The sequence below is a fragment of the Loigolactobacillus jiayinensis genome, assembly GCF_003946445.1.
Classification (GTDB): Bacteria; Bacillota; Bacilli; order Lactobacillales; family Lactobacillaceae; genus Loigolactobacillus; species Loigolactobacillus jiayinensis.
On record NZ_RHOF01000001.1, the window covers coordinates 120,185 to 146,156 of the forward strand.

Below are 25,972 nucleotides of genomic sequence, written 5' to 3' on the forward strand. Positions count from 1 at the left end.
AAAAAAGTTATGAAAGTCAATCTTATAATGAGGTGAATTTGTTGGCAACGACGAACATGCAAGATTTTGATAAAATTATCGTGCTCGATTTCGGTAGTCAGTATAACCAATTGATCACCCGGCGGATTCGCGAATTCGGCGTTTATTCCGAATTATTGTCGCATAAAATAACTGCGGCAGAAATTAAAGCAATGAATCCAAAAGGCATTATTTTCTCTGGTGGCCCGAACAGTGTTTATGATGAAGGGGCATTCCAAGTTGATCCTGAAATTTATCAACTCGGTATTCCAATCCTAGGTATTTGTTATGGCATGCAATTGATGGCCCAAGATTTACCTGGTGGCGTGGTTGAAAATGCCAATAACAGTGAATACGGTCGTGCTGACATTCACGTGACCGACCCGAATGCGGTTATGTTCAAAGATTTGCCAGCTGATCAATACGTTTGGATGAGTCACGGTGATTTAGTGACTAAAGTACCTGATGGTTTTGTAGAAACAGCTACCAGCAAGAACTGCCCAATTGCAGCGATTGCTGATGATAAGCGTAAATTCTACGGACTGCAATTCCATACTGAAGTTCAAAACACTCAGTATGGCAGTGAGATTTTACATCATTTTGCTTTTGACGTTGTTGGTGCCCGTAGCAACTGGTCAATGGACGACTTTATTGACTTACAAATTGACAAAATCCGTAAGCAAGTTGGCGACCGTAAAGTCTTGCTTGGCTTATCTGGTGGTGTCGATAGCTCAGTTGTCGGTGTATTGTTGCACAAAGCAATTGGTAGCCAATTAACTAGTATCTTTGTTGATCATGGTTTGTTGCGTAAAGGCGAAGCTGACCAAGTTATGGCTAGTCTAGAAGGTAAATTTGGCTTAAATATTATTAAGGTTGACGCACAAAAACGTTTCCTAGATAAATTAACTGGTGTGTCTGATCCTGAAACTAAGCGTAAAATCATCGGTAATGAATTTATTCAAGTCTTTAACGATGAAGCGATTAAGCTGAAGGGAATCGACTTCTTAGCACAAGGGACACTGTATACCGATGTCATTGAAAGTGGTACCGATACAGCGCAAACAATCAAATCGCATCATAATGTCGGTGGCTTGCCAGAAGACATGCACTTTGAGTTGATTGAACCATTACGGACCTTGTTCAAAGATGAAGCACGTGAATTAGGCGAAAAGTTAGGCATGCCCGAAGCACTTGTTTGGCGCCAACCATTCCCTGGTCCTGGTCTTGGTATCCGGGTCATTGGCGCAATCACTGAAGATAAATTAAAAATCGTCCGTGATAGCGACTTGATTTTACGTGAAGAAATCAAAAACGCCGGCTTAGACCGCAGTATCTGGCAATACTTTACTGTTTTGCCTGGTATCCGTAGTGTCGGCGTCATGGGTGACGGCCGCACATACGACTACACTGTCGGTATCCGTGCCGTTAACTCAATTGATGGTATGACCGCAGACTTTGCGCGTATTCCGTGGGATGTACTGCAAAAGATTTCCGTACGAATCGTTAACGAAGTGGATCACGTTAATCGTATCGTGTATGACATCACCTCCAAGCCACCGGCAACTGTCGAGTGGGAATGATCCAGATATAAAACTTGGAGCCGAAATGTTGATTTAACGGCATTTTATTGAGATATAAAGCTAAGTTTTGGTGGGGTATTTAGATAGTTTCCCGCCAAAATCCCCGTCAAGATTTGGGATTCGCTGTTTGCGATTCCAAGTTTTGACGGGGATTTTTTAATGGTTATATGGGTTAAATAATAATAGAGTACGTTGAGTTTGCACTGGATTAAGTGTATTTTATTTAGATCCCAAGGTCTAAATTGTGACTTTGATTAAGTTCTAAAATGTGCAGGCTTTCATAAATTTGTTATTGATATGGTATTATAAAATTGAGGTGGGGTAAATGGTAGCGGAACAAAAAATATTAGATGGGGCTGCTTTCTTGAAGAAATATGGTTCAATGTTGACTGATGGGCTTTATATGGAACAAGTCCCTGCATTAACGACATTACTTTATCAAGGCGATATTTCGCATAGCTTGTACTTTATAAAACAAGGCAGCTTACGTCTTTGGCATAATAATGGTGATAAAGATATCACAATGCAATTTTTCTTTGAGAATCAAATGGTTTCTGCTTTTGAATCGATCTATTTAGCAACTGCAAGCCTGTATTCGATTGAATCCCTTGAGAATACCATACTATACAGGTTGGATAGAGATAATCTGTTGAAACTGATGGATAACTCAGAAGAATTGCAACATGATATTTTAAATTTTATTTGTGAGCGATTTATTAATTATCAGCATTATTTTCTATCACGAATAAAAGATTCCCCAGCAGAAAGATACCGCGATTTGGTGGCTAATGAACCAAGAATTATTGCACGGGTACCGCAACATTACATTGCTTCTTACCTAGGGATAACAGCTGTTTCACTTAGCCGAATAAAAAACCGTCATTAGTAATTAACAAATGTTAATGCGGAGAATCTTCACTGCTATTAAGATAGGTCTTGCTTTTAAAAATAAATTTTAATTGGAGATCTTTAATATGAAAAATGCAGTGATCGTTTATTACCATCCTTACGACGGTAGCTTTTGTCATGCAATTCTTGAATCAACTAAAAAAGGATTAATGACCGGTGGATTTTCTGTTGATGTTATTGATTTGCAGGCAGATAATTTTAATCCAGTTATGTCTAGTGCTGATTTGTTAGGTTTTGTTAAACATCAAATGATTGATGAACAATCAAAGGACTATGTTCAGCGACTAAAAAAAGCAAATAAATTAATTTTTATTTTTCCGATTTGGTGGGAACTCATGCCAGCGATGGTTAAAGGCTTTATCGATAAGGTGATTTTCCCTGGTAGCACCTATGAGAATGCTAAAACTGTGACTGGAATGGCTTCAAGTTTACCTAACCTAAAACAGACAACCATGATCACGACAATGAATACACCTAAATACGTTTATCAATTTATTTTTGGCAATGCAATTAAAAAGGCGATGATCAGCGGTACATTCAAAAAAACGGGAATCAAAAAAATAAAGTGGATTAATCTAAGCGGTGTAAAGTCACGAACTCAAGAAAAGCGTGGAACTTGGTTACACAAAATTGAAAAAGATATGGCTTTGAAATGAAAAGTGTTTATTTTTGCTTGAATTGATTATGACCGTAAAAAGCAATTTCACTAGTGTCATAATTAGTAGTGAATTTATTTATGTAAAACACGACATTCAATTTGAATGCCGTGTTTTTGTTTTCTACAAGCTAGATTTAATTGTCCAGTTTGAACCTGCTTTTTCCAAAACAAGTGTATTGCGAGTATTGGGTCATAACAGTTTCACTATCGAGAAACTTAACAGTAATACCAACTTATATATTGGCACCTTGTCGATGAAATGTCGGATTGTCTAATCTACAAAGCGATAATCTATATTCAATGGTTTCATATTGCCATCAATACAAATAGTCTGTTGATTAATTGTGAATAACACTTTATTGACTTGATTTTTCCTAACCTCAACTTGGCAATTCTTATTTTTGTTTACGAATTTTATATCTAAAACGTAGAAATAAGGTATCTTACCTAGACTATGCTCGAATCTAATCACTTTATTTCCACGCGCCTTAATTAACGGTTGACTTGATATGGAAGTTTGTTATACTAATATAGTTAGCCGGCTAATTATATTTCAAGGAGCTTTGTTATATTGAATTTTACATTTAACGACAAACCAACGCAGCAGCGAATTCAACTTGCATTGGAACAATTTACTAATGGAAAAACGGCCGATGACAAGATGGTCGGGTTATTTCTCGAATTGCAATGGACTTACCGAACAATGCAGCAACAGTACGACCAACTACTTGGCCGGTTTCACCTATCCGAATCTCAATTTATCATTTTGATGTTTTTAGAAGAGGCGCCAAATCATGCTCATCTGCCTTCTGAATTAGCGGACCAATTAGGGAGTTCACGAGCAACAATCACTAAACTCGTTAATCATATGCAAAAAGATGGCTTGGTAGTTAAGCAACATTCAAAAGTTGATAAGCGAAGTGTAACCATTCAAATAACTGCGCAGGGATCGCATTTTTTGAAAACCTTCTTGCCTAAAAACTTTGAAGCGGTAAATACAATTATGGATAATTTGTCTGCCGACGAGATTCAACAACTATTCTTACTACTCCAAAAAGTAAAACAAGGAACACAAAATTTAAAACAAGAAATGGAGTCCACGCACCATGAATAATAAAAAAATTGAGTTACTACAAACATATCTTAGCCTTTATATTGATCATCACAAGGTTCTAAACGGTTTGGAAGGCCCAGATTCACCTTATGTCATTTTAGATGTTCGAAACGCTCCCGCTCAGGTAAAACAAGACCAAATTAAAGGCGCCATTGCAATGCCGGCAAAGGACTTAACCGAACACTTGAGTGAACTTGATAAAAGCAAACAGTATGTCGTTTACGACTGGACTGGTGGAACGACACTTGGAAAAGCAGCACTGTTGATTCTTCTTTCAAACGGATTTGAAGCATATGAATTAGCCGGCGCCCTTGAAGGTTGGAAGGGTATGCATTTACCAATTGAAAAGATTTAAACAAAGAGGGCTGAGGAAAATTTAATTTTCAACCCAAATAAAGAGATCCTGAAAAGAAGTTTTTTCTTTTTCAGAATCTCTTTATTATTATGTAAACAGGAAACCATTCCTACTGGTGTAACTACGAATCTTTTTCATAAGGCATTTACTCCTTTCATCTGGATTAATTGGTTGTTATACTGGGCAAGCTTAAGCGCTAGTAATTTGGAAAAATGGCTTCGTAGTTATATTTGACTACAGGGCAACAATACCTTATAATATACAGTACAAGGAGGGATCAATATGGCACAAGCAACCTCAGTTCGGTTTGATGACACAACCGATAAATTGTTAAAAGCATATATCGCATCACATAACATTAGTAAGTCAGACTTTATTAAACAGGCAGTAGCGGCACAGCTAGAAGATTGGTCCGATGTTCAGGCTGCCGACCTAGCCTATCAAGAATGGAAGCAAGATAACTTTAAGACGATGGGCTGGCAAGATACGCTTAAAGATTTAGAGCTTGACGATGAGTAAATATGAGGTTCGTACTACAAAGTACTTTCGTCAATCTATGAAAAAACTTGATAAATCGACGCAGCGTGCGATAGTTAAATTCATTCAAAAGCATTTAGTCGATGTTGATTATCCAGCGTCACCTGGGAAAAAGTTAGTTAGCGATCTGTCCGGGTATACACGTTTTCGAATCGGTTCATATCGATTAATCACAGTCGTAGATGATGATCGTTTGATTATTACCAATATTTATGTTGCCAAGCGTGAACAAGTTTATGATTTAGATTCAGATAAATTACCGAGACCTAATTTTGATGACAGATAAGTAAAACCACAATTGCAAATTGTAATTGTGGTTTTTTAACGTTGAAGGAGTGGCTTACGATTGAGATCTCGAACGAATATATAGTATATTTCAATGGAGATCAGGCGATTAAGCATGCTTTGTTGGTGAGTTCACCAACAAATGTGGCCATGAACGAATAAAGCGTTGAAATATCAATGCTTTTAACGTAACTGTTACTGCCGAGTGGGAATAGATTTATAATTTTTCAAACAAGTTCAGCTCTGTGGCAACTCGTAAAAAAGGTTGTCGGGGGGCTGTTTTTTGTTTTCTGTAAAAGGAAGCTAAAAGATAAAACTCGATTGTCAGACGGTAAATTAGACGGTACATTTTATTTTGCCAGTTTTGTACCGTCTAAAACTTTCAATTTTGGATAAAGTTTCATAGAGGCAGGTTTTGTATCGGGTGAGTAGCTGGCAGTCATGTGTAAGTTCTTATGACCAAGCCAATGCATTGCATTAATTTCTGGTGCATTTGGATTAGATAGGGCTTGGCTAGTAAAATAATGACCCAGTAAATGTGGATTAACATGAATGTCCGTGGTCTTAGTCACCTTTCTGCATACTCAATTTAGATAGGTGGAGTGGATGGTTCGGCGGTTGTTGAATTGTCGATATATTACGGTTTATGTGTGTTTTTGCGACGTTGAATTATCTATTTCTACCTCCTTATTAGATACTGGGGTTGAGCGACCAGCTAACGCCGGCCGCGGTCCGCTCGCGCTTTTCACGTTGCCGCGCGGCGGGCTGGTATGTTAGACAAATTAATTAATTTATGTTATAAATGTACTGCACTTATAAATATATGAAGTATGTTTATAACGAAGAAGGTGATTTCGTGGTGAATGAAGAAGTGTTTAAATTATTAGCTGAAAAAAATGGTATGATCTCCACAAGGATGGCCGAAAAACACGGCATTAATCCGATGGTACTAACCAGAATGGTTAAGTCGGGTGAGCTAGAGCGGGTTACTCGTGGTTTATACGTCAAAGCTGGTGATTTTGAAGATGAATTTGCAACTGTTCAGCATAAACTCCGCCGCGGTATTTTTTCCCATGATACGGCATTATTTTTGCATGGAGTAACCGATTATACACCTAGCCAATATGATCTGACTTTTCCTAGAGGTTATCACTCTAAATTATTTGCTGATTTACTAGTGCGTCCACATTTTCAAATTTCAACGTTTTATCAGCTTGGCGTGATCACGCTTGAAACATCTATGGGTCAGGCTGTGAAGGTTTATGATTTGGAAAAAACGATTTGCGATGTTGTACGCGATCCGCAAACTGACAGTGATGTGATGATTCAAGCCGTCAGGCAATACGTCAGACGACAGGATAAAAACCTACAGCGTTTAATGAAATATGCCAAGATTTTGAGTGTAGAAAAAAAATTAAGACCATACATCGAGGTACTATTATGAAAGATAATTTTTCTAACCCCATGCAGTTTAAGTCTTTTATTAAGAAATCAGCACAGCGTAATCAGGTAACACCACAACTGTTTCTGCAAGAAGTGGTTTTGGACAACTTATTGGAGAAAATATCAGTTTCAAAATATCGGGATAATCTGATCTTAAAGGGCGGTTTTTTGATTGCCTCTATTATAGGTGTAGATACACGTTCAACGATGGATATGGATACCACAATTGTTGGCCTACCACTTGATGGACAGCGACTCTTTGAAGTTTTTAGTGAAATTTGTCAACAAAGCCTACTCAACGATATTATTAAATTAGTTCCAACAAAGATTGAGCCGATTCGCAAAGATGATGAATATGGTGGATATCGCCTGCATATTGATGCCCAGATTTATACGCTTAGACCCACGATTAAAGTTGATATTTCAACTGGTGATAAGATAACGCCAGCGGCAATTGTTTATCGGCACAAGCTACTAACCGAAAACCGTACCATTGATGTGATGTCATATAATTTGGAAACAATAGTTGCTGAAAAAATGGAAACGATTATTGCTCGTGGCATTAATAATACGCGGCCAAAAGATTTTTATGATGCGTATGCTTTTGATAAACTAGAGTTTAATAACCTTGATTTTAGTTTGCTTAGGCAAGCATTAGCAAATACGGCAAGCCATCGAGGAACAGTTGAATTGTTGGCTGATTATCAGCAGGTTATCATTGAAATTGAGACCGATGAACAAATGAAGCAAAGATGGCGCAACTATCAACGGACAAAGCCATATGCTAATGATATTGATTTTTCAGCGACTTGTCGAGCACTGAAAGAACTATATCAAAAAGTAAATTAGACACTCTCTGATACTGTTAAGATAAAGCATTAAGTGGGAATAGATTTATAACTTTTCAAACAAGTTCAGCCCCGTGGCAACCCGTAAAAAAGGTTGTCGCGGGGCTGTTTTTTTAGTATGTAAGCGTATAATTATAAATAGCATTAAGCTTTTCAATTAATAAGAAAAAGATAAACCAAATAAAAAGTATGAAAAAAATCATATTTAGTTGGTAGACTATTAGCTAAAGATTTTAGATAGGTGGCGTTATTGTGGCAGTAACTAAGAAGTCAAATTTAAGTTTAATTGCTTTTTTTGTTTTGTTAAATTTTGAAATATATGCACATCAATTTTTTAAAGGGTCATTAGTGATCTTTGTCGTGATATTTGCGATTCTTGGTTTTTTATTAACGGCAACTATTCTGGATACAGTAGCTAAGGATGGTCATTTTAGATGGCATACTTTTTTAGTGCGCAGTGGGCGTTTATTACTTGTGCCACTGGTCGCAATGCTTGTGTTGAGTTTACTGGGGGCCTGGTTATTTCGGCCTAGCCTGTTAAAGGAAGTCGGTATTCAAATTGCCGCAACGCTTGGTTTTGTGCGCAATTTTTGGGAAATGGCACGTGGCGTTGGTCACAGTACGCCAGTGGTACAGCAACTATTCTTTCAAACTTGGCCAGTTGCAGTTGGTGTTCAATTGTTGTTGGGTTGGAGCTTTTGCTTATGGGGGTTAAGCCATTTAGGGCGTCATGCTGCAAAAAAAGTGCAATGGTTACGAGGGACAACTTGTAGTTTGGCCATTATTGCAGGTGTTTTTGGCTTGGCTTTTCTTATTAGGGCAGCCATAATTAAGTCTAGTGTACTATCATTATCTGCTAACACATTGACCTACTTAGTACCGTTTAGCTTAGGCAGTATTGTGGCCTGTTTAACTGGTAATGAAGTGGTGCCTAATCATTTTAGGCAGCAACTACTGCAAAATGAACGGCACTTAAGCTTGATTGTTGGCGGCGGCTTATTGTTAGTGCTAAGTCTATTTTTACCAATTCAGAATCGGTGGCAATTATTGATAGCAGTTTTGCTAGGTAGTCTATTGGCGCTAGTTATTTTATATGGTATACGCAAGGTTCAAGTCGTGCGTGGTCGCCGCTTTGATCTGAGCATTGTGCCTAGTTTATATCAGATTTATTTATTGATGTGGCCGGCTAACTTGATTTTGCGTGGCTATTTTTCCCAAGTGGGCAGCCCGCTGTTTAGTTTTGTGATCGCGGTTGGTTTAGTTACTGGTGCCCATTGGTTTAATGGTGCTTTTTCTGAGCACTGGCGGCATTATGTTTCGGCTAGGCGGATGTGGCTCGGCTTAATGTCAGGAGCCGTTGTTTTAGTGATGGCGGGAGTAACTTTTAGTCGGGTGAATTCAGCGGTAGGGCAGCCGGCGCAGGCAGCTAATAGTGCTAGTACACAGTCGACGCCCACAGCAGATTCAACCAAGACGAGTCAAACACAAAACACGAGTGTACAAAAAAATACATATGTAGCACAAGAATTAAAAACAGCTTGGAATAAAATTTTGGCAACGACTAATAGCCAAGCACAAATTGCAGTGTATTCTAAAGCGACGGGGCAGGTTGTTGCGACTAGCAATGTTGCCAGTGGTAAAACATTTAATACCGCCAGTATTGTTAAAGTTGCTGTGGCTGCCGAGATGATGAAGCAGCGTCAAGAAGGCAAGCTGACTTTGACTAGTAGCGATGAGGCATACGCGCAGGCTATGATTGAAAACAGTGATAATGATGCGACCACTTATTTGCTGGCGAATCGTTTAGGTGGTTATGATGCAACCAAGGCATTATTTAAAGGCTTAAACATGACTCAAACTACAGCGGACGCTGAAGCATGGGGCACGACAACGACAACGGCTACTGATCAAATTAAGTTGTTAAACGCCATTTATTACGGTACTGATGGCTATCTTAATACAAAATCACGCACCTATATCATGGATTTGATGAACGCTGTGGAAAGTGACCAGGATTGGGGCGTTTCCGCCGGCGCCACCACTTATCAGCTTAAAAACGGTTGGTTAAATGATGATGATGGAAGCTGGATGGTTAACAGTATTGGTCATGTTGATGAGGCAAGTACTACTGGCGCTGATTATACCATTGCTGTTTTGACTGCTGAAAATAGTGATGAAGATACCGGTATTAATTTGATTGAATCATTGGCTAGTGCGACACACGAAATTTTAGTTAAAAATAATTAAAAAAGTCGGCAAAAGCCGGCTTTTTTTGTTTTTGCGGTAAACTAATAACAGCGTGGTTTATGCTAACGAGTATCAAGAAAGGATTGATTGAATTGAGTGAAAAAGTAAGCGTGCCGGCTTGGTTTGATCAATGGGCAAAAGAACAAAAAGCAGCTAAAGCTTATTTAGATGAAAATTCACAACTGTTATATTTACTGCGGCGTATTTCCAGTTCGGAAACAGCAAATGGGCGCGTGCTGACAGCAGCGGCTAAAGTATTTTTTATTAAGGCGGTTTTAGATGGCTATGCTATTGAACCGCCGAAGTACTTGCTACCGATGGCTGGAACAACGTCTCGGCAAGCCGCTGGTCAATTGTATGCTGGTTTACAACAAAATGGCACCTGGGTTGCTGAATATTTTACAAGCGGCCAAGCGAAACCAGCTAATTTTTACGTGACACAGGCGCAACTAAGCACAGCGCCAGAATGGGTCAAGGCAATTCAGCCAGTAGTAGCTGATGAGTTAGCCTAAACGGGGCTCAATAACCTAAGCTATTGGTAGCAGCCGTAGAATCGGTAGTAGTGTCGGCGCTAGTAGCACTATCAGCGCTGGAACTAGTTGTATCTGGTGGACTAGCTTGTTGGTCGGCTGCAGCTTGCGAATTTGCCGCAGCAGTAGCGGCTACTTGTGAGGATTCCGCCGCTTGCTGTTCAGTTAGAGCGGATGATTCGGCTGCGGCTGTGGCAGCTTGACTACTACTGGCGGCCTTTGATTCACGTTCAGCCTTGACGACGCTTTCAATTCGGGCTTTAACTTCAGCTTTACTGGTAGCGTTGGCTTTTGCCTCTTTTTTTGCCTGCGTGACACTTGCAGAGTGGGCTTGCGTAGCTGAACTATCTTTTTTAGTGGCATTATTATTACCGCATGCTGCCAATGATAGGGTGGTGAATACGATAATGCTCCAACTAAATAATTGTTTCATTTCTGGTCCTCCAGTTGTTTGTTTCAGTCTGTTGTCGCTATGTATTTACGGCCTTAGTTAAACTGTAATTGGTCTTCAATAAGTATATAAGTTAAACCGGCTTGATGGCAAGCAGATCAGATTGATCTATTAAAAAAATCAGTGTGGCAACTGGTTAGGAGTCTAGTCGTTGAAAGTTGTATAATAAATTTATCAAGTAATTCAGGGAGGTACTTATGACAGAACTAAGCCATTTTTATCAAGCATTTCAACCGACGCATTACGATGTTTTTTTAGATATTGACCGTGGTGCTAAAAAATTTAGCGGTAAAACGATGATCAAAGGTAACGCCAAAACACAGGCAATTGCAATTCATCAAAAATATTTAGCGATTGAAGCAGTTGAAGTTGCTGGGCAAACGGTACCCTTTACTGTTGATGATGCCAACGATGCGTTACGACTTAATTTGACGCAGACTGGTGAAATCACGGTAACCATTACCTATTCAGCCAAACTAACTGATTCCATGATGGGCATCTATCCATCTTATTACGAGGTTGATGGCGTTAAAAAGCAATTGATCGGCACGCAGTTTGAAACAACGGCGGCGCGGCAAGCATTTCCGTGTGTAGATGAACCAGAAGCTAAGGCAACGTTCGCTTTGGCCATTAAATTTGATGAGCAGCCTGGGGAAACGATTTTAGCTAATATGCCGGAAAAACGCTTCGCTGACGGCGTCCATTATTTTGACACCACAGTGCGTATGTCAACCTATTTGATTGCCTTCGCATTTGGTGATCTCCAAGGAAAACAGGCCACAACTAAAAGTGGTGTTCAGGTTGGTGTGTTTGCGACTAAAGCTCGTCAGGCTAACGAACTTGATTTTGCGCTAGATATTGCTAAGCGTTCAATCGAATTCTATGAGGATTTCTACCAGACACCATACCCATTACCACACTCTTGGCAGCTAGCATTACCTGACTTTTCTGCTGGTGCAATGGAGAATTGGGGCTTAGTCACTTATCGGGAGGCCTACCTGTTACTTGATCCTGACAACACGGCGTTAGAAATGAAACAGCGGGTGGCTACTGTGATTGCCCACGAGTTAGCGCACCAATGGTTTGGCGACTTAGTGACTATGAAATGGTGGGATGATCTCTGGCTAAATGAAAGCTTTGCCAACATGATGGAATACGTCGCTATTGACGCCTTAGAACCTGATTGGCATATCTGGGAAGTTTTCCAAACGTCTGAAGCAACGGCGGCTTTGCAGCGGGATGCCACGGATGGTGTGCAGTCAGTGCATGTACAAGTGGAAAATCCAGCTGAAATCGATTCAATTTTTGATAGCGCAATTGTTTATGCTAAGGGTGCGCGGATGCTGGTGATGGCGCGAGCTTTAGTTGGTGATGATGCTTTACGCGCAGGTTTGAAGGCTTACTTTGCGGCTCATAAATATGATAACGCAACAGGGGCTGACTTATGGGCAGCTTTAGGTACTGCTGCTGGTATCGATGTTGGGGCAATCATGAATTCTTGGTTGGAACAACCTGGTTATCCGGTTGTTACTGCGGCAGTTGTTGACGGAAAATTAAGTGTGACGCAGCAACAATTTTTCATTGGTGAAGGCCGTGCTGCTGGTCGCCAATGGCAAGTACCGTTAAATAGTAATTACACGGCAGCGCCAGCTATTTTGACGGAAAAATCAGTAGTGCTAGGTGACTATGCTGCATTACGCGCGACTAATGGCCAACCATTCCGTCTAAACGTTGGTAATAATTCCCATTTTATCGTTAAATATGACGACACATTATTAGCAGATATTTTGGCGCATGTAGCTGATTTAGATGCTATCGATCAGTTACAGATTCTGCAGGACCTACGCTTGTTAGCTGAGAGTGGTCAAGTTTCATACGCGACGGTAGTGCCACTATTAGGAAACTTTGCTAACAGTCACGCCAACGTGGTTAATGCCGCTTTGTACCAAGTTGCTAGTAATCTGAAGAAATTTGTGACGCCAGATTCTGCAACAGAAACTAAATTACAAGCACTTTTTGATCAATTAAGTGCCGCGCAAGTTGCCCGCTTAGGCTGGACGGCGCAAGCTAACGAGTCTAACGATGATCAATTAACACGGCCATACGTTTTGAGTGCCGCTTTGTACGCTAAAAACGTGCCGGCAATGACTGCGGCGCATGATCTATTTAGTGCTAACCGTGATCAATTAGCCGCATTACCAGCCGATATTCGGGTATTTGTATTGCGCAATGAGGTCAAAAACTTTGGTAGCACAGCTTTATTTAAGCAATTATTGACTGCTTATCGTCAATCAGCTGATGCCAGCTATAAAGCTGATTTGTGTGCCGCTTTGACTAGCACCACGGATCAAACTTTGATTGCGCAATTGGTTGCTGCGTTTGAGGATGCCGATACGATCAAGCCACAGGATCTACGGGCTTGGTATCGTGGGGTGCTGGCAAATGATGCTGGTCAACAGGCTGCTTGGGACTGGTTACGTAACGACTGGCAGTGGTTGGAAGATACCGTTGGCGGCGATATGGAATTTTCAACATATATCACCGTAACGGCAGGTATTTTTCACACGCCAGCACGCTTAGCCGAATTTAAGGCCTTCTTTGAACCTAAGCTACCTACGCCAGGTTTGACGCGAGAAATTACGATGGATATCAAAATCATTGAGAGCCGCGTTGCGTTGATCCAGCAGGAACAAGCTGCAGTTAATGCGGCAGTAGCAAAAGTGGTTAAATAGATATAAAAGGAGCTAACACTGAAATCGAGTTAGCTCCTTTTTGCTGGCCTTAAATTGTACGCTAGTGATACGTTAAATTAATGATAGGACAGAACCAGATCAGTAAAAAAACTCAGCCGCGAAAAATGCGCTGAGCTAGTACTGATCTTTATTTTTCCACAACGTTGGCACTAACGACATCGTCGGCTGCAAACACTTTATGTAAGCTACCTTCGTAGGTGATATCGTATTCGGTGGCACGGCCAATGTTCAGAAAATCATGGCTAGTGGTTTCAATGACAGCGTCGTTGGTGGTGACGCGCACCGTTGAAACTTCAGTTAGTGTGATCGTCTGACCGTTAGCTAGTTTTAGTGTTAAAATATTGTCCATCGTAGATCCTCCTCATAATGAATGCGTGGCCCAAATTTTAATAGCGGTGGCCGGGGCGTCGGGAGCTACACGTTAGTTGTATAAGTAAATTGTAGCACTGTTTGTGCGGTAGTGAACAGTGAACCTTGGCAAAAGTATTGACAAAGCGTTAAAATAAATTAAATATAACCAAGCCCAAGCACAGTTAATAACGTTACTGGCAGTTTTTTAATAACTGCAGCATAATTGATGCACTAGCAAGCAGGCAGTTTGATTTGACGTCTGTCGGTTCACATGCTAAAGTTATGAGCGTAAATTAAGATTATTCTATGGTATAGTAGAGGAGTGCGATTGATGGCTAGTGTTAAAGTAAGTTTGGCTTGCACCGTTTGTGGCGCACGTAATTATACGGTTACCGTCAAGCCACATCACACCCAACGTTTAACCTTAAATAAATATTGTAAACATTGTCAAAAAGAAACCCAGCATCAAGAAACGAGGTAAATGAATTAATGAAATTAGTCCGTTACTTAGGCGCTGTTCGTCAAGAAATGCGCGATACGACTTGGCCAACACGTAAAGAATTACGCCATGATACCAGTACCGTTGTTTGGCTATCACTCCTGTTCGCAGCGTACTTTGCGATCGTTGATAATGGTATTCAATGGGTTCTTAATCTATTCATTTTTAAATAATAACGTGTATCTAGGCTTATTTTCTGGTATACTTTTATTCAGAGACGAAAACTTCGCGTGGCGGGGTTTTTTTTGTTTAATCAAGTTAGACAGGAGCAATAAAAAATGGAAACCGAATCAGCACAAAAACAATGGTATGTTTTGCACACTTATTCCGGCTATGAAAATAAAGTTCGCGGTAATCTAGAATCTCGTGCTCAATCAATGGGTATGGAGGACAATATTTTCCGGGTAGTCGTACCGGAACAAGAACAACGGGAAATCAAAGACGGCAAAGAAAAAGTAACCATGCAAAAAGAATTTCCTGGTTATGTCTTAGTTGAAATGATCATGTCAGATCAAGCTTGGTTTATTGTCCGTAACACACCAGGTGTTACAGGTTTCGTTGGTAGCCATGGCGCCGGCAGTAAGCCAGCACCGCTATTGCCCGAAGAAGTTGAACGCATCTTACGTCAATTAGGGATGAGCGCACGTCATGCGGATGTTGACTTTAACGTTGATGATACCGTAACGATCATCGACGGTGCTTTCTCAGGTCTTTCTGGTAAGGTTACCGAAGTTGATGCTGAAAAGATGAAGTTGAAAGTTAATATTGATATGTTTGGCCGTGAAACTAGTACTGAACTAGATTACGATCAAGTCGATCAACTTTAAGAATTGAAGTGAGCAAGTTGGCCCGACAACTTAAAGTCGCCCGGCACTATAGGCAGTCAGTTAGCTTTACAAGTGAGCTGACAGTGGTGGTTACTTTATCTGGTTACGCCCATTTTGCAGCAAACCGGCAACTACATCAGTTGGTTAAGCAGGGCTTGATTTGTTGGCGACAGACTAGTTATCTGCGTCAGCAAGTTAATGTAGAAGTAAGCACGATGCTGGATAATCCGCTGATTTTATTAGTGGTACCTCAGCGCTGGACTCAGGATAAACAAATTCAGCGGGTCCAACAAGTGTTGACCCAATTATTACAGCAGGTCACTACTTTAAAACTGATTTGTTCACTACCGTTGAAGTTTACACTGCAACAGCGGCAGCAATTGCGCTGCTGGTTGGCAGTTAAGGTGCAGGCGGTGCCTTGGTTAAGTACCTATCTATGGTCGCCTAAGCTACCACCTGTTACTCGTACAGCTGACAGACGCATCGACCATGCTAGTTATCAGCGAGTATGGCGTGCAGATATCTTTTCTAGTGAGTAAGCCGTAAGAACTGCCGCACGCTGGGGCAGTTCTTTTTTCATGAAAGGCGACTTGCTTCTATAGAGTGTGCATGCTATAATGTCTGGGTGCGAATTTTCGCACCGTGGCACATTGGTGTCGCGTTAAGTGGGAGGCCAAAATCAGCTTGGCCAAATTACCACAGCACGGACTTAAGGAGGTTTTGTCTCGTGGCAAAAAATGTCGTAAATGTCGTTAAGTTACAAATCCCTGCCGGTAAAGCAACTCCAGCTCCACCAGTTGGCCCAGCATTAGGGCAAGCAGGTATCAATATCATGGGCTTCACTAAGGAATTTAATGCACGCACTGCCGATCAAGCAGGCATGATTATTCCAGTTGTGATCAGTGTTTATGAAGATCGTTCATTCGATTTCGTAACTAAGACCCCACCTGCTGCAGTTTTACTTAAAAAAGCTGCTGGTGTTGAACATGGTTCCGGCGAACCAAACACGAAAAAAGTTGCTACTGTAACCAGTGACCAAGTACGTCAAATCGCTGAAACTAAAATGCAAGACCTAAACGCTGCAGACGTTGAAGCTGCAATGCGCATGGTTGAAGGTACTGCACGCTCAATGGGCTTCACTGTCGAAGGCTAATAACGCGCACGGATTTTCAATGAAAGTTGTCTAATCAAGTGGGAGGAATTGCTTCCTGTGACCACATTTGCAAGGAGGAAAAACACAAATGGCTAAAAAGAGTAAAAAATACGCAGCAGCTTTAAAGCAGGTTGACGCTGACAAGAAATACAGTGTTAACGATGCAGTTGCTTTAGTTAAAAAAGTTGACTTCGCAAAATTCGACGCAACAGTTGAAGTTGCTTACAATTTGAGCGTTGACCCTAAACAAGCAGACCAACAGATCCGTGGGGCAGTTGTTTTGCCAAACGGTACTGGTAAAACACAAAAAGTGATTGTTTTTGCCCAAGGCCCACAAGCCGAAGCGGCAAAAGCAGCAGGTGCTGACATTGTCGGTGCTGAAGACTTAGTTCAAAAGATCCAAGACGGCTGGTTGGATTTTGATGTTGCCGTTGCAACACCACCAATGATGGCTCAAGTAGGTCGTTTAGGCCGTGTCTTAGGTCCTAAAGGCTTAATGCCTAACCCTAAGACAGGTACAGTAACGATGGATGTTACTAAGGCTGTTAACGATATCAAAGCAGGTCAAGTAGCTTACCGTGTTGACAAGGCTGGTATTGTCCATGCCCCAATCGGTAAAGTATCATTTGATGATGCTAAATTAGTTGAAAACTTCACGACAATGCAAGAAACAATTGCTAAAGCTCGTCCAGCTTCAACTAAAGGCACTTACATCAAGAGCTTAACGGTTACTTCAACCTTTGGCCCTGGTGTTAAGGTCGATATTGCTTCTTTCTAAGTTGCAAATAATAGGCACAGTTGGCGTTATGCTGGCTGTGCTTTTTTGATTTCTGAAAATATCAAAGGGCTTTCATTCAAAAGCGCTTGACGGGTGCCCATATCCATGATATGCTGGTTCTCGGTTATATTTCTACCTAAGACTCAGGTGGCTTCAGCCTTAAACACTTAGTTTTTTTACTAAGTGGCCCGCCGAGGAGAAAGTTTGTACGGTTTACACAGACTCTCTGCGGCGTTGTGTCTTTGAACACAGCGTTTTTTTATTAGGAGAAATCACCAACAGAGCGTTCGCGCTTTGATTCTAACAGGAGGTGAGATTCTCGTGAGTGAAGCAGTTATTGCACAAAAAGCAAAAGTTGTTGATGGTGTCACTGAACAATTCAAGAATGCAGCATCAGCTGTCATTGTGGATTCTCGTGGCTTAACAGTTGCGCAAGATACAGAATTACGTAAGGAATTACGTGAAGCTGGTGTTGAATTACACGTTATCAAAAACACGATTTTACGTCGTGCCGCTGATAAAGCTGGCTTTGAAGGGTTAGACGATACATTCGCTGGCCCAACAGCCGTTGCTTTTTCAAATGATGATGTCGTTGCACCTGCCCGTATTTTAGCGAAATTTGCTGAAACCGCAGATGCCCTTGAAATCAAGGGTGGCTTAATCGAAGGTAAAGTAGCTAGCTTAGACCAAATTATTGATCTATCCAAGTTACCAGACCGCGATGGTTTACTTTCAATGTTACTTTCTGTCTTACAAGCACCAGTACGCAATGTTGCGTATGCAGTTAAAGCTGTTGCTGATGCAAAGTCAGAAGCAGAACCTGAAGCATAATAATTACCTATTCTAGGAGGAACTTAAAATGGCATTAGATAAAGATGCAATCATTGCACAATTAAAAGAAGCAACAATTCTTGAATTAAGCGACTTAGTTAAAGGAATCGAAGACGAATTTGGCGTAAGCGCTGCTGCTCCTGTAGCTGCTGCTGGTGCTGCTGGCGGCGACGCTGCAGCTGCTCAAACTGAGTTTGCCGTTGAATTAACTGGTGCTGGTTCAGCTAAAATCAAAGTTATCAAAGCAGTCCGTGAAATCACTGGCGCTGGTTTGAAAGACGCTAAAGACATGGTTGACGGTGCTCCTACTGTCATCAAAGAAGGCGTTTCTGAAGACGAAGCTAACGAACTTAAAGCTAAGCTTGAAGAAGCTGGCGCTGAAGTTACTGTTAAATAGTCATTTAAACAATTTTAAAGGATTAAACGCTGTTAAGTCAGTGTTTGATCCTTTTTTGTTTTACCCAAAAAACAGCGATTCAAATGATCTTACTCACTTGGCTTGTTGTTTTTGCTAAACAACGTTGGCTGACAGCTGGTTGTTTTCACTGGTTTGCTACAGAAAGTACGACTATCGCTGATTGAAATCAAGCTAGAACGACCTAAGTAATTGCCTTGAAGCACGTCAGCGTAATAATGGCTGCCAAAGCTTAAAGTGTTTTTTTCTCAAATCCTTCAATTGTAAAAAACTTATTGTGCAATGCCGCAAATTCGCGCCAGAAATGTAATAGTGAGCTATTATCACCGGTACCAATATAACTATTGTGCCTGCAGTAATAAGCAGTAGTTGACAGTGCCAGTTTTCCGCGGTAACCTAGTAATTAAATATCGATTAGAAAAAGATGAGTAGATTGTGGCACCGCGCAGTGAGCTTCTGGTAAGTGCGAAGAAGCCGGTTAAAACAGTTGAAGATGGTCTTTAGTGAGAGATCAGCAGTGAGCTATAAGTAAACTGTTGACGGGTGACGTCTGTTATGACGTTGAGCTAAGTAAGCTCACTGAGGAAATATTTAATTATTTCGCAATTAAGGTGGTACCGCGATTCTGTCGCCCTTGACGTTTTAGTTGAGGGTGCTTTTTTTGATTTTGAGAGTTTTAAAGGCGTTCTGATATTACAGTGTGATCGTGGTGGTTTATTAGTCATTTTATTAATAAACCAGGTGCAAACCACCAGGCTAAAGTTGGCTAGGTGTAGCAATCTATTTTTCACCACGATTGGCTCCAATTAGTGACATCGTTTGAATAGTAGGTATAGTTAGTAAATTTAGAGGAGGAATTTTTCATGGCAACAGCACCATATCGTTTTGATCAAGTTGGTAGTTTATTACGTACGGCACCACTTAAGCAGGCACATCAACAATTTAAGGCAGGGGCAATTGATGCTTCCGGCCTACAGGCAGTTCAGCAAGCTGAAATCAAAAAAATCGTTGCTAAACAAGTTGAATTAGGGTTACATGCAGTTACTGATGGTGAATTTAGTCGTTCGTGGTGGCATTTAGATTTCCTATGGGGCTTAACTGGCGTTGATAAATACGATTATGAAAAAAGCTACAAATTCCATGGCAGTAAAACGCGGACTGATAATGTCACCTTGACCGGTAAGGTTGCTTACAACCCTGACCATCCTTTCTTCGCGGCTTTTAGTTACCTAAAGTCATTGGTACCAGACGGGGTAGTCGCTAAACAAACAATTCCGTCACCAAGTATGTTATTTCGCGATAACCGTAGCGATAATGCTGACCAATTCTATACTAACCATAAAGATTACTTAGATGATTTAGCTACGGCATACCATAAAACACTCCTGCGGTTTTACTCATTAGGTTGTCAGTATATCCAGTTGGATGACACGACTTGGGCCTTTTTAATTGATCGGTTAAATGCAACTAAGACTGATCCTGCAGCACATAAGCAATACCAACAAATGGCTGAGGACACAGTTTATGTTATTAATAAATTATTGGCCGACCTGCCAACTGATTTAACCGTTACAACACATATTTGTCGTGGTAACTTCCGTTCGACGTTCTTATTCTCCGGCGGTTATGATGTGGTTGCCGATTATTTAGGCGAGCTGAAGTACAACGGGTTATTCTTAGAATATGATAGTGATCGTGCAGGTGATTTTGCACCATTAACAAAAATTTGGAATAATGATCCTAAAAAACGAATTGTGCTCGGTTTAGTGACCTCTAAATTCCCTGAATTAGAGGATCAAGCTACTTTGATCAAACGGATCCATGAAGCAGCTGAACAAGTGCCATTAGCCAATCTTGCTTTATCAACGCAATGCGGTTTTGCGTCCACCGAGGAAGGCAATCAGCTGACGGCTGACCAACAATGGGCTAAGCTACAATTAGTGATCACGACTGCCAAGCAAGTTTGGCCTGAAGCTTAGGTAGAAAGACCGACAAGCCAACAGCTAAATTTTGAAGTGCCCTATAATTATTAGACCGTTAAGTCTAATGATTGTAGGGCTTTTGTATTATCTATTGGTGTTAGTCGTTTCGAACTTACTTTAATTAATCTGGTGTAAAATGGCGCATAGCCCTTGTTCAATTGAAAATAGGACTAAGCGGCGTAAATAAAATAACTTGCTTGTTTTAGCGTAATTTATAGATAAAGGATGAATTGAGGTAATCCATTATGTTAACAGCGCAAACGCCAGAAGCAAGCTATTTTAACTGTTTAGACTATTCACGGACACAACTAAAAAGGTTTAAGGGGCAATCCTTTTATTGTCCAGCCTGTCATGACCGGTTACGACTTAAAATTGGTGCAACTGTTCAGCCGCATTTTGCGCATTTACCTGGTGCAACATGTCATGTAGCGGCGGAAGGGGAAACGGCCGAGCATTTAGCTGGTAAGGCGCTATTAGGCAAGTTGTTTCGCCGCTGGCAAATTAACTTTGCATATGAAGTTTATTTAGCATCGATCCAGCAACGACCTGATTTATTGATCAGTAAAGGCGCACAACGGATTGCAATCGAGTTTCAGTGTAGTCCGATTTCACTCGCACGTTTGCGAGCGCGTACTGAAGGTTACCGGCGCATTGGTTATCGGGTGGTTTGGATCCTGGGGCAACGGTATCAGCGCCAACAATGGCCGGCAAGTAATCATGCTTTTTTACAGTATTCTGTAACGCGGGGCTGGTATCAGTGGCAATTAGCAGTTAATAGCGGGCAACTCTGGTTATTACATCATATTGCGCATCATGGCTACCCGCAACAGGTTAGTTATCAACGCTGTTTAGTGACACAAAAGCACTTGGTACCAAGTACGCATATGCGCTTGACAACAACGGTATTGTTAAAAGAAAATCAGCGCTTGAACTGGCAACTAGGTCAAGCGGCGCCGGAACTGCGGCCACTGCAACAAGCTTGTTATTTAGCTGGGCATCATTTAGCTGGCGCGCCGCTTTGTTGTCACCAAACCTGTATGCCGCCACTTAATCGGCAAGCGACCCTATTGTTGGCAGTGCGCTTATTGCTTTTTTGTGAACAACAGGGACAGGTGACAGTGACGCAGTTGCAACATTTTTGTTGGGAGAATAGGTTAGCCTTTTATCCATTACCACTAGTAGATGAACATTTTTGGTATGTTCAGTGGTGTGGCGTGCTTTTAAAGCAGTGGCAGCGTCAAAATATTGTCGTCCGGCAGGGACAAGTTTGGTTTTATTTAGGCGCATGCTGGTACGTTGATTATTATAGTAAAAAAAATAGGATACAAGCCGGTAGCCTAAAATGAGTAAATCAATGAGACAATACTCATTTAAATGACGCATCTATATTAATTATGTGAACTTTTTAAGCTTTTTTTTCATTTAATAGCAGTTAAAATCTATACCGAAAGGGTTTTACTTACCTAAACCACAGCATAATTTAATTAAAATTTAATATAAAGCCCTGTTTTTGACGAAAATGAGAATTTAATATTTACTTTAATTGATTTCTAATATAAACTTGTCAACAAGTTAAAAAGCAGGAATGCTTTTTCAGTGAGATGCACAATAACTGATCAAGGTGGGGATTTATGATGTGGAAGCAAGCAAAAAAGATCGGCTTAGTTGCGGCAGCTAGTCTAATGGTTGTGCCATTAGTAGGTAATGCAGGTACAGCTAAGGCGGCAACGTTAGCTAAGGATCAGACGTTTAAGATGATGGTACCGTCAGAATTAACCACAATGGATAATTCAAAAATGACCGATATCTATGCGGCAACGGTTATGAACAATACAAACGAGGGATTGTATCGTTTAACCAGTAAGAACAAAGCCGTACCAGCGTTGGCCACTTCAGTTGTTAAATCAACCAACAACGGTCTAGAATACACGTTCCATTTACGGCACTCTAAATGGAGTAACGGTGACCCCGTCACTGCGAAAGATTTCGTTTATTCGTGGCAACGAACCGTTACACCTAAGACTGCTTCACAGTATGCGTTCTTGTTCGAGGGGATCAAGAACGCAACGGCAATCGCTGATGGTAAGAAACAGCCTAGCACATTAGGGGTCAAGGCTGTTGATGACTATACATTGCAAGTTACTATGGAAAAGCCAGTTCCTTATTTTGATTTGTTAATGGCGAACCCAACCTTCTTCCCGCAAAGTAAGAAAGTAGTTGAGAAATATGGTTCTAAATATGGGACAACAGCTACTAAACAGGTTTATAACGGGCCATTTAAGTTAACTAAATGGAATGGGACTAGTTTGAAGTGGACCTTGGTCAAGAACAAGGATTATTGGGATAAGAGCAAGGTCAAGTTGAATACGATCCAATACCAAGCAGTTAAGGATCCTTCAACTGCCTTGAATTTGTACCAAAGTAAAGATCTTGACGATGTCACCTTATCTAGCGAAATGGCTAAACAATCAGCTAACAATAAGGATAAAGTAATCCGCAAGATGGCTTCAACTTTCTATCTGGAGTATAACCAGAAGAAAATTCCTGCCTTCAAGAACAAGAAGATTCGTGAAGCTATTTCTTTGACGATTGATCGGCAGAAATTAGCCAAGAATGTCTTGTCTGATGGTTCAACAGCGGCTAAAGGCTATGTTCCAGAAGGACTAGCTAACGATCCGAAGAATGGTAAAGATTTCTCAACTGAAGCACAAGGCGCTGCTGAAAAAACGGCCGTCGATTATAACTTGAAGAAAGCTAAGAAGTTATGGGCTGAAGGTAAGAAAGAAGTCGGCATCAAAAAACTTAATGTTGAGTTAATGGGCGACGATACTGACGGTTCTAAAAAGATCCTGGAGTACATGCAAAACGGGATGGAAAAATTACCTGGTTTGAAAGTGACTAATCAAAATTTACCATTTAAGACACGCTTGTCACGTTCGGTAGATGGTAAATTCGATATGGTCATGACCGCATGGAATGGTGATTTTGGTGATCCAATTACTTTCATGGACTTATTAACTAGCACAAACTCTTATAATAATGGGAAATGGAGTAATGCTAGTTACGATAAGAACGTTTCAGCTTCTAAGAATGAAAATGCTGCTAACCCAGATGCACGTTGGCAGAACTTGCTTGACGCTGAAAACACATTGATGACTGATGAAGGGGTAGCACCAATTTATCAGAAGAACGAATTCCATTTAGTTAACCCTAAAGTTAAAGGTATCGTTTATCATCAAACTGGTTCAAGCTATGATTACAAGACCGCTTATATTGCAAAATAAGTGATCAGCTAAACAAGTGAGGTTAGGTTAAGGTTAGGGGGAAAACAACTAATCGGGCTGACCTTACTTGTTTTTTAGTCTAATTGTAGGTAAAAACAAGACAGCATTAATTTTTCAACACGATCTAAGTCACTAAAACTATTGAATAGAGGAGCATTGCCCATGCGTAAGTATATTTTGAAGCGGGTGCTGTACATGATCTTGACCTTGTTCTTGATTGCGACCATTACCTTCTTCCTGATGAAACTTTTGCCTGGTACCCCATATCAAAACCAGGACAAAATGAGTGCATCACAGATTCACATGATGAATGAACAGTATGGTTTGAATAAGCCAGTATGGCAACAATATCTGATCTATATTTTTGGCATGGTTCACGGTGATCTGGGGATCTCATTCCAATTCTCCAGTCAGCCGGTATCATACTTGATTGCTACTAGAATTGGGCCATCCCTGCAATTAGGGATTCAAGCAATGATTGTCGGCTCAGTCCTTGGCATTTTATTAGGTGCGTTCGCTGCGATTCGTAAGAACACCTGGGCCGATACGCTGGCCACGTTACTAGCAATTTTAGGAATGTCGATTCCTAATTTTGTTTTCGCCGTTTTATTACAGTATATTCTGGGCTTCAAATTGAAATTATTTCCGATTGCGCTGTGGGACAACTTTAGTTCCAGTATCTTGCCGACAATTGCCTTGGCAATGATGCCATTGGCTGAAACTGCACGCTTCATGCGTACAGAAATGATTGACGTCTTGAGTAGTGATTATATTATGTTGGCACGGGCTAAAGGTTTGACGCAAGCTGGTGTCGTTTGGCATCATGCGTTGCGCAATAGCTTGATTCCTGTCATAACACTAGCAGGGCCGCTAGCAGTTAATTTGATGACTGGTTCAATGGTTGTTGAAAATATTTTCTCTATTCCTGGGATCGGGGAACAATTCGTTAAGTCAATTACGACTAACGATTACCCCACGATCATGGGCGTGACGATGGTTTATTCCTTCATGTTAGTTATTGTTATTTTGGTTGTAGATATTCTATATGGAATTATCGATCCGCGGATCAGACTTAGTGGAAGCGAGGTTAGTGCCTAATGGCTGATGAAAAAATGAATTTACCTAAAGATGCTTTTGAACCTTTAAAAGCAGGGGAACAGTTAAATAATGAACGCATCGCCGCCCCGTCACTAACTTTCTTGCAGGATGCTTGGCGGCGATTGAAGAAGAATAAGGCAGCTGTGATTTCTCTGTGGGTGTTGATCGTGATTATCGTGCTGGCAGTGGGTTCTATTTGGTTCTCACCGCGCAATCCTAATGCACAAAATGCGACGTACGCTAATTTACCGCCTAAAATTGGTCATGGTTTTTGGGGCTTTAGTGGTAAGGCCAATGTTGCTGGCGCCGTGGTTGATGCGTACAAGCAAGCTGGCGTGCCTAAGGGAACTTATTATATTTTAGGAACGGACTATCTAGGCCGTGACTTATTATCACGGATCTTGTTTGGGACGCGAATTTCATTATTGGTTGCTTTTGTGGCGACATTCTTTGATCTTGTAATTGGTGTTGCCTATGGGATGTTCTCAGGTTGGTATGGTGGCCGCGTGGATAATATTATGCAACGGATACTAGAAGTTATCTCTTCCGTACCTAATTTAGTTGTTGTTATCTTGATGATCGTCGTCTTCAAGCCAGGTATTTTTTCGATCAGTATGGCGATTGCAATTACTGGCTGGATCACGATGGCCCGGTTGGTGCGGGCACAAACGCTGAAAATGAAGGATCAGGAATTTATTTTAGCAGCGCGGACATTAGGCGAATCCACTAGAAAAATTGCCTTGAAACATTTGTTGCCGAACTTGTCCAGCACGATCATTATTCAATTAATGTTTACAATTCCTACAGCGATATTCTTTGAAGCTTTCTTGAGTTTTATCGGCATCGGGATCTCAGCACCAAATGCTTCGTTAGGGACGCTGTTGAATGATGGCTATAAAACGTTCCGCTTCCTACCTTATCAAATGTGGTATCCGGCGGCCGTTTTATCGATTATTATGATTGCCTTTAACTTATTAGCCGATGGATTACGTGATGCGTTTGATCCACGGACAAGGGGGTAACAGG

At 41.0% G+C, this 25,972-nt stretch carries 28 protein-coding genes and 2 other annotated features; of the genes, 25 read left to right on the plus strand and 3 right to left on the minus strand.

What is annotated here, in order from left to right; all coding sequences use genetic code 11:
* Window positions 1–56: 56 nt before the first annotated feature.
* From guaA to EKM80_RS00590, 7 genes are all read left to right on the plus strand, one after another.
* Window positions 57–1,598 carry a glutamine-hydrolyzing GMP synthase gene (gene guaA / locus EKM80_RS00555; protein WP_386699236.1) on the plus strand — a complete coding sequence of 514 codons (1,542 nt, stop codon included), beginning with the start codon at window positions 57–59 and terminating at the stop codon, window positions 1,596–1,598.
* Between the two features lie 325 nt (window positions 1,599–1,923).
* Window positions 1,924–2,484, plus strand: coding sequence for a Crp/Fnr family transcriptional regulator (locus EKM80_RS00560; protein WP_225418770.1), 561 nt, complete (start codon window positions 1,924–1,926; stop codon window positions 2,482–2,484).
* 88 nt (window positions 2,485–2,572) lie between these two features.
* The gene (locus EKM80_RS00565; RefSeq protein ID WP_125551141.1) at window positions 2,573–3,163 is read left to right on the plus strand and encodes an NAD(P)H-dependent oxidoreductase; all 591 of its coding nucleotides are present in this window, start codon (window positions 2,573–2,575) and stop codon (window positions 3,161–3,163) included.
* Window positions 3,164–3,736: 573 nt separating this feature from the next.
* A complete protein-coding gene (locus EKM80_RS00575) occupies window positions 3,737–4,279 on the plus strand; it encodes a MarR family winged helix-turn-helix transcriptional regulator (RefSeq protein ID WP_225418771.1) in 543 nt (180 codons plus the stop codon).
* Window positions 4,272–4,634, plus strand: a complete 363-nt coding sequence (locus EKM80_RS00580; RefSeq protein WP_125551143.1) for a rhodanese-like domain-containing protein — start codon at window positions 4,272–4,274, stop codon at window positions 4,632–4,634. The genes EKM80_RS00575 and EKM80_RS00580 overlap by 8 nt, the downstream gene beginning before the upstream one ends.
* A gap of 282 nt (window positions 4,635–4,916) precedes the next feature.
* On the plus strand, window positions 4,917–5,153 hold the full coding sequence (gene relB / locus EKM80_RS00585; protein ID WP_125551144.1) for a type II toxin-antitoxin system RelB family antitoxin: 237 nt from the start codon (window positions 4,917–4,919) through the stop codon (window positions 5,151–5,153).
* Window positions 5,146–5,457, plus strand: coding sequence for a type II toxin-antitoxin system RelE family toxin (locus EKM80_RS00590; RefSeq protein WP_125551145.1), 312 nt, complete (start codon window positions 5,146–5,148; stop codon window positions 5,455–5,457). The genes relB and EKM80_RS00590 overlap by 8 nt, the downstream gene beginning before the upstream one ends.
* 349 nt (window positions 5,458–5,806) lie before the next feature.
* On the opposite strand, the gene EKM80_RS00595 is transcribed toward EKM80_RS00590, so the two are convergent.
* The gene (locus tag EKM80_RS00595; RefSeq protein ID WP_125551146.1) at window positions 5,807–6,028 is read right to left on the minus strand and encodes a site-specific integrase; all 222 of its coding nucleotides are present in this window, start codon (window positions 6,026–6,028) and stop codon (window positions 5,807–5,809) included.
* Window positions 6,029–6,312: 284 nt separating this feature from the next.
* On the opposite strand from EKM80_RS00595, the gene EKM80_RS00600 reads away from it, so the two are divergent.
* The 4 genes from EKM80_RS00600 to EKM80_RS00615 all read left to right on the plus strand — a co-directional run bounded on the left by EKM80_RS00600 (window position 6,313) and on the right by EKM80_RS00615 (window position 10,506).
* Entirely contained in the window at window positions 6,313–6,900 is a 588-nt protein-coding gene (locus tag EKM80_RS00600) for a type IV toxin-antitoxin system AbiEi family antitoxin domain-containing protein (protein WP_164509469.1), read from the plus strand.
* Window positions 6,897–7,748, plus strand: a complete 852-nt coding sequence (locus EKM80_RS00605; protein ID WP_125551148.1) for a nucleotidyl transferase AbiEii/AbiGii toxin family protein — start codon at window positions 6,897–6,899, stop codon at window positions 7,746–7,748. The genes EKM80_RS00600 and EKM80_RS00605 overlap by 4 nt, the downstream gene beginning before the upstream one ends.
* 251 nt (window positions 7,749–7,999) lie before the next feature.
* The gene (locus EKM80_RS00610) at window positions 8,000–9,994 is read left to right on the plus strand and encodes a serine hydrolase (protein WP_125551149.1); all 1,995 of its coding nucleotides are present in this window, start codon (window positions 8,000–8,002) and stop codon (window positions 9,992–9,994) included.
* Window positions 9,995–10,086: 92 nt separating this feature from the next.
* Window positions 10,087–10,506, plus strand: a complete 420-nt coding sequence (locus EKM80_RS00615) for a hypothetical protein (RefSeq protein ID WP_125551150.1) — start codon at window positions 10,087–10,089, stop codon at window positions 10,504–10,506.
* Between the two features lie 7 nt (window positions 10,507–10,513).
* On the opposite strand, the gene EKM80_RS00620 is transcribed toward EKM80_RS00615, so the two are convergent.
* Entirely contained in the window at window positions 10,514–10,957 is a 444-nt protein-coding gene (locus EKM80_RS00620; protein ID WP_125551151.1) for a hypothetical protein, read from the minus strand.
* A 215-nt stretch (window positions 10,958–11,172) separates the two neighbouring features.
* On the opposite strand from EKM80_RS00620, the gene EKM80_RS00625 reads away from it, so the two are divergent.
* The gene (locus tag EKM80_RS00625) at window positions 11,173–13,707 is read left to right on the plus strand and encodes a M1 family metallopeptidase (protein WP_125551152.1); all 2,535 of its coding nucleotides are present in this window, start codon (window positions 11,173–11,175) and stop codon (window positions 13,705–13,707) included.
* A gap of 148 nt (window positions 13,708–13,855) precedes the next feature.
* Here EKM80_RS00625 and EKM80_RS00630 read toward each other — a convergent pair whose 3' ends face one another.
* Window positions 13,856–14,077, minus strand: a complete 222-nt coding sequence (locus tag EKM80_RS00630) for a hypothetical protein (protein ID WP_125551153.1) — start codon at window positions 14,075–14,077, stop codon at window positions 13,856–13,858.
* A gap of 333 nt (window positions 14,078–14,410) precedes the next feature.
* On the opposite strand from EKM80_RS00630, the gene rpmG reads away from it, so the two are divergent.
* The 13 genes from rpmG to opp3C all read left to right on the plus strand — a co-directional run bounded on the left by rpmG (window position 14,411) and on the right by opp3C (window position 25,968).
* Window positions 14,411–14,560, plus strand: coding sequence for a 50S ribosomal protein L33 (gene rpmG, locus EKM80_RS00635; protein WP_125551154.1), 150 nt, complete (start codon window positions 14,411–14,413; stop codon window positions 14,558–14,560).
* 8 nt (window positions 14,561–14,568) lie between these two features.
* Entirely contained in the window at window positions 14,569–14,751 is a 183-nt protein-coding gene (secE, locus tag EKM80_RS00640) for a preprotein translocase subunit SecE (protein ID WP_125551155.1), read from the plus strand.
* Between the two features lie 105 nt (window positions 14,752–14,856).
* Window positions 14,857–15,405, plus strand: coding sequence for a transcription termination/antitermination protein NusG (gene nusG / locus EKM80_RS00645; RefSeq protein ID WP_125551156.1), 549 nt, complete (start codon window positions 14,857–14,859; stop codon window positions 15,403–15,405).
* A 17-nt stretch (window positions 15,406–15,422) separates the two neighbouring features.
* Window positions 15,423–15,944, plus strand: a complete 522-nt coding sequence (locus tag EKM80_RS00650; RefSeq protein WP_125551157.1) for a hypothetical protein — start codon at window positions 15,423–15,425, stop codon at window positions 15,942–15,944.
* A gap of 188 nt (window positions 15,945–16,132) precedes the next feature.
* The gene (gene rplK, locus EKM80_RS00655; protein WP_125551158.1) at window positions 16,133–16,558 is read left to right on the plus strand and encodes a 50S ribosomal protein L11; all 426 of its coding nucleotides are present in this window, start codon (window positions 16,133–16,135) and stop codon (window positions 16,556–16,558) included.
* A gap of 88 nt (window positions 16,559–16,646) precedes the next feature.
* Window positions 16,647–17,336, plus strand: coding sequence for a 50S ribosomal protein L1 (gene rplA, locus EKM80_RS00660; protein WP_125551159.1), 690 nt, complete (start codon window positions 16,647–16,649; stop codon window positions 17,334–17,336).
* 117 nt (window positions 17,337–17,453) lie between these two features.
* Window positions 17,454–17,606: a sequence feature (ribosomal protein L10 leader region), on the plus strand.
* Between the two features lie 51 nt (window positions 17,607–17,657).
* Window positions 17,658–18,167: a 50S ribosomal protein L10 gene (gene rplJ / locus EKM80_RS00665; protein WP_125551160.1), complete on the plus strand. Its 510-nt coding sequence runs from the start codon at window positions 17,658–17,660 to the stop codon at window positions 18,165–18,167.
* Between the two features lie 28 nt (window positions 18,168–18,195).
* On the plus strand, window positions 18,196–18,564 hold the full coding sequence (rplL, locus tag EKM80_RS00670; protein WP_125551161.1) for a 50S ribosomal protein L7/L12: 369 nt from the start codon (window positions 18,196–18,198) through the stop codon (window positions 18,562–18,564).
* Window positions 18,565–18,986: 422 nt separating this feature from the next.
* Window positions 18,987–19,221 (plus strand) — a binding site (T-box leader).
* Window positions 19,222–19,445: 224 nt separating this feature from the next.
* Window positions 19,446–20,561 (plus strand): vitamin B12 independent methionine synthase, encoded by a 1,116-nt coding sequence (locus tag EKM80_RS00675; protein ID WP_125551162.1) that lies wholly within the window; start codon window positions 19,446–19,448, stop codon window positions 20,559–20,561.
* A gap of 248 nt (window positions 20,562–20,809) precedes the next feature.
* On the plus strand, window positions 20,810–21,910 hold the full coding sequence (locus EKM80_RS00680) for a competence protein CoiA (protein ID WP_125551163.1): 1,101 nt from the start codon (window positions 20,810–20,812) through the stop codon (window positions 21,908–21,910).
* Window positions 21,911–22,195: 285 nt separating this feature from the next.
* On the plus strand, window positions 22,196–23,848 hold the full coding sequence (locus EKM80_RS00685) for a peptide ABC transporter substrate-binding protein (RefSeq protein WP_386699191.1): 1,653 nt from the start codon (window positions 22,196–22,198) through the stop codon (window positions 23,846–23,848).
* A 162-nt stretch (window positions 23,849–24,010) separates the two neighbouring features.
* Window positions 24,011–24,946 carry an oligopeptide ABC transporter permease gene (opp3b, locus tag EKM80_RS00690; protein WP_125551164.1) on the plus strand — a complete coding sequence of 312 codons (936 nt, stop codon included), beginning with the start codon at window positions 24,011–24,013 and terminating at the stop codon, window positions 24,944–24,946.
* Window positions 24,946–25,968, plus strand: coding sequence for an oligopeptide ABC transporter permease (gene opp3C / locus EKM80_RS00695; protein WP_125551165.1), 1,023 nt, complete (start codon window positions 24,946–24,948; stop codon window positions 25,966–25,968). The genes opp3b and opp3C overlap by 1 nt, the downstream gene beginning before the upstream one ends.
* Window positions 25,969–25,972: the final 4 nt, after the last annotated feature.

Excerpts from the sequence above, each read along its gene's own strand:
- guaA (WP_386699236.1), top strand. The coding sequence starts at position 57 with ATGCAAGATTTTGATAAAATTATCGTGCTCGATTTCGGTAGTCAGTAT.
- EKM80_RS00560 (WP_225418770.1), top strand. The coding sequence starts at position 1,924 with ATGGTAGCGGAACAAAAAATATTAGATGGGGCTGCTTTCTTGAAGAAA.
- EKM80_RS00565 (WP_125551141.1), top strand. The coding sequence starts at position 2,573 with ATGAAAAATGCAGTGATCGTTTATTACCATCCTTACGACGGTAGCTTT.
- EKM80_RS00580 (WP_125551143.1), top strand. The coding sequence starts at position 4,272 with ATGAATAATAAAAAAATTGAGTTACTACAAACATATCTTAGCCTTTAT.
- relB (WP_125551144.1), top strand. The coding sequence starts at position 4,917 with ATGGCACAAGCAACCTCAGTTCGGTTTGATGACACAACCGATAAATTG.
- EKM80_RS00590 (WP_125551145.1), top strand. The coding sequence starts at position 5,146 with ATGAGTAAATATGAGGTTCGTACTACAAAGTACTTTCGTCAATCTATG.
- EKM80_RS00605 (WP_125551148.1), top strand. The coding sequence starts at position 6,897 with ATGAAAGATAATTTTTCTAACCCCATGCAGTTTAAGTCTTTTATTAAG.
- EKM80_RS00620 (WP_125551151.1), bottom strand. The coding sequence starts at position 10,957 with ATGAAACAATTATTTAGTTGGAGCATTATCGTATTCACCACCCTATCA.
- EKM80_RS00625 (WP_125551152.1), top strand. The coding sequence starts at position 11,173 with ATGACAGAACTAAGCCATTTTTATCAAGCATTTCAACCGACGCATTAC.
- EKM80_RS00630 (WP_125551153.1), bottom strand. The coding sequence starts at position 14,077 with ATGGACAATATTTTAACACTAAAACTAGCTAACGGTCAGACGATCACA.
- rpmG (WP_125551154.1), top strand. The coding sequence starts at position 14,411 with ATGGCTAGTGTTAAAGTAAGTTTGGCTTGCACCGTTTGTGGCGCACGT.
- secE (WP_125551155.1), top strand. The coding sequence starts at position 14,569 with ATGAAATTAGTCCGTTACTTAGGCGCTGTTCGTCAAGAAATGCGCGAT.
- nusG (WP_125551156.1), top strand. The coding sequence starts at position 14,857 with ATGGAAACCGAATCAGCACAAAAACAATGGTATGTTTTGCACACTTAT.
- rplA (WP_125551159.1), top strand. The coding sequence starts at position 16,647 with ATGGCTAAAAAGAGTAAAAAATACGCAGCAGCTTTAAAGCAGGTTGAC.
- rplL (WP_125551161.1), top strand. The coding sequence starts at position 18,196 with ATGGCATTAGATAAAGATGCAATCATTGCACAATTAAAAGAAGCAACA.
- EKM80_RS00675 (WP_125551162.1), top strand. The coding sequence starts at position 19,446 with ATGGCAACAGCACCATATCGTTTTGATCAAGTTGGTAGTTTATTACGT.
- EKM80_RS00680 (WP_125551163.1), top strand. The coding sequence starts at position 20,810 with ATGTTAACAGCGCAAACGCCAGAAGCAAGCTATTTTAACTGTTTAGAC.
- EKM80_RS00685 (WP_386699191.1), top strand. The coding sequence starts at position 22,196 with ATGATGTGGAAGCAAGCAAAAAAGATCGGCTTAGTTGCGGCAGCTAGT.
- opp3b (WP_125551164.1), top strand. The coding sequence starts at position 24,011 with ATGCGTAAGTATATTTTGAAGCGGGTGCTGTACATGATCTTGACCTTG.
- opp3C (WP_125551165.1), top strand. The coding sequence starts at position 24,946 with ATGGCTGATGAAAAAATGAATTTACCTAAAGATGCTTTTGAACCTTTA.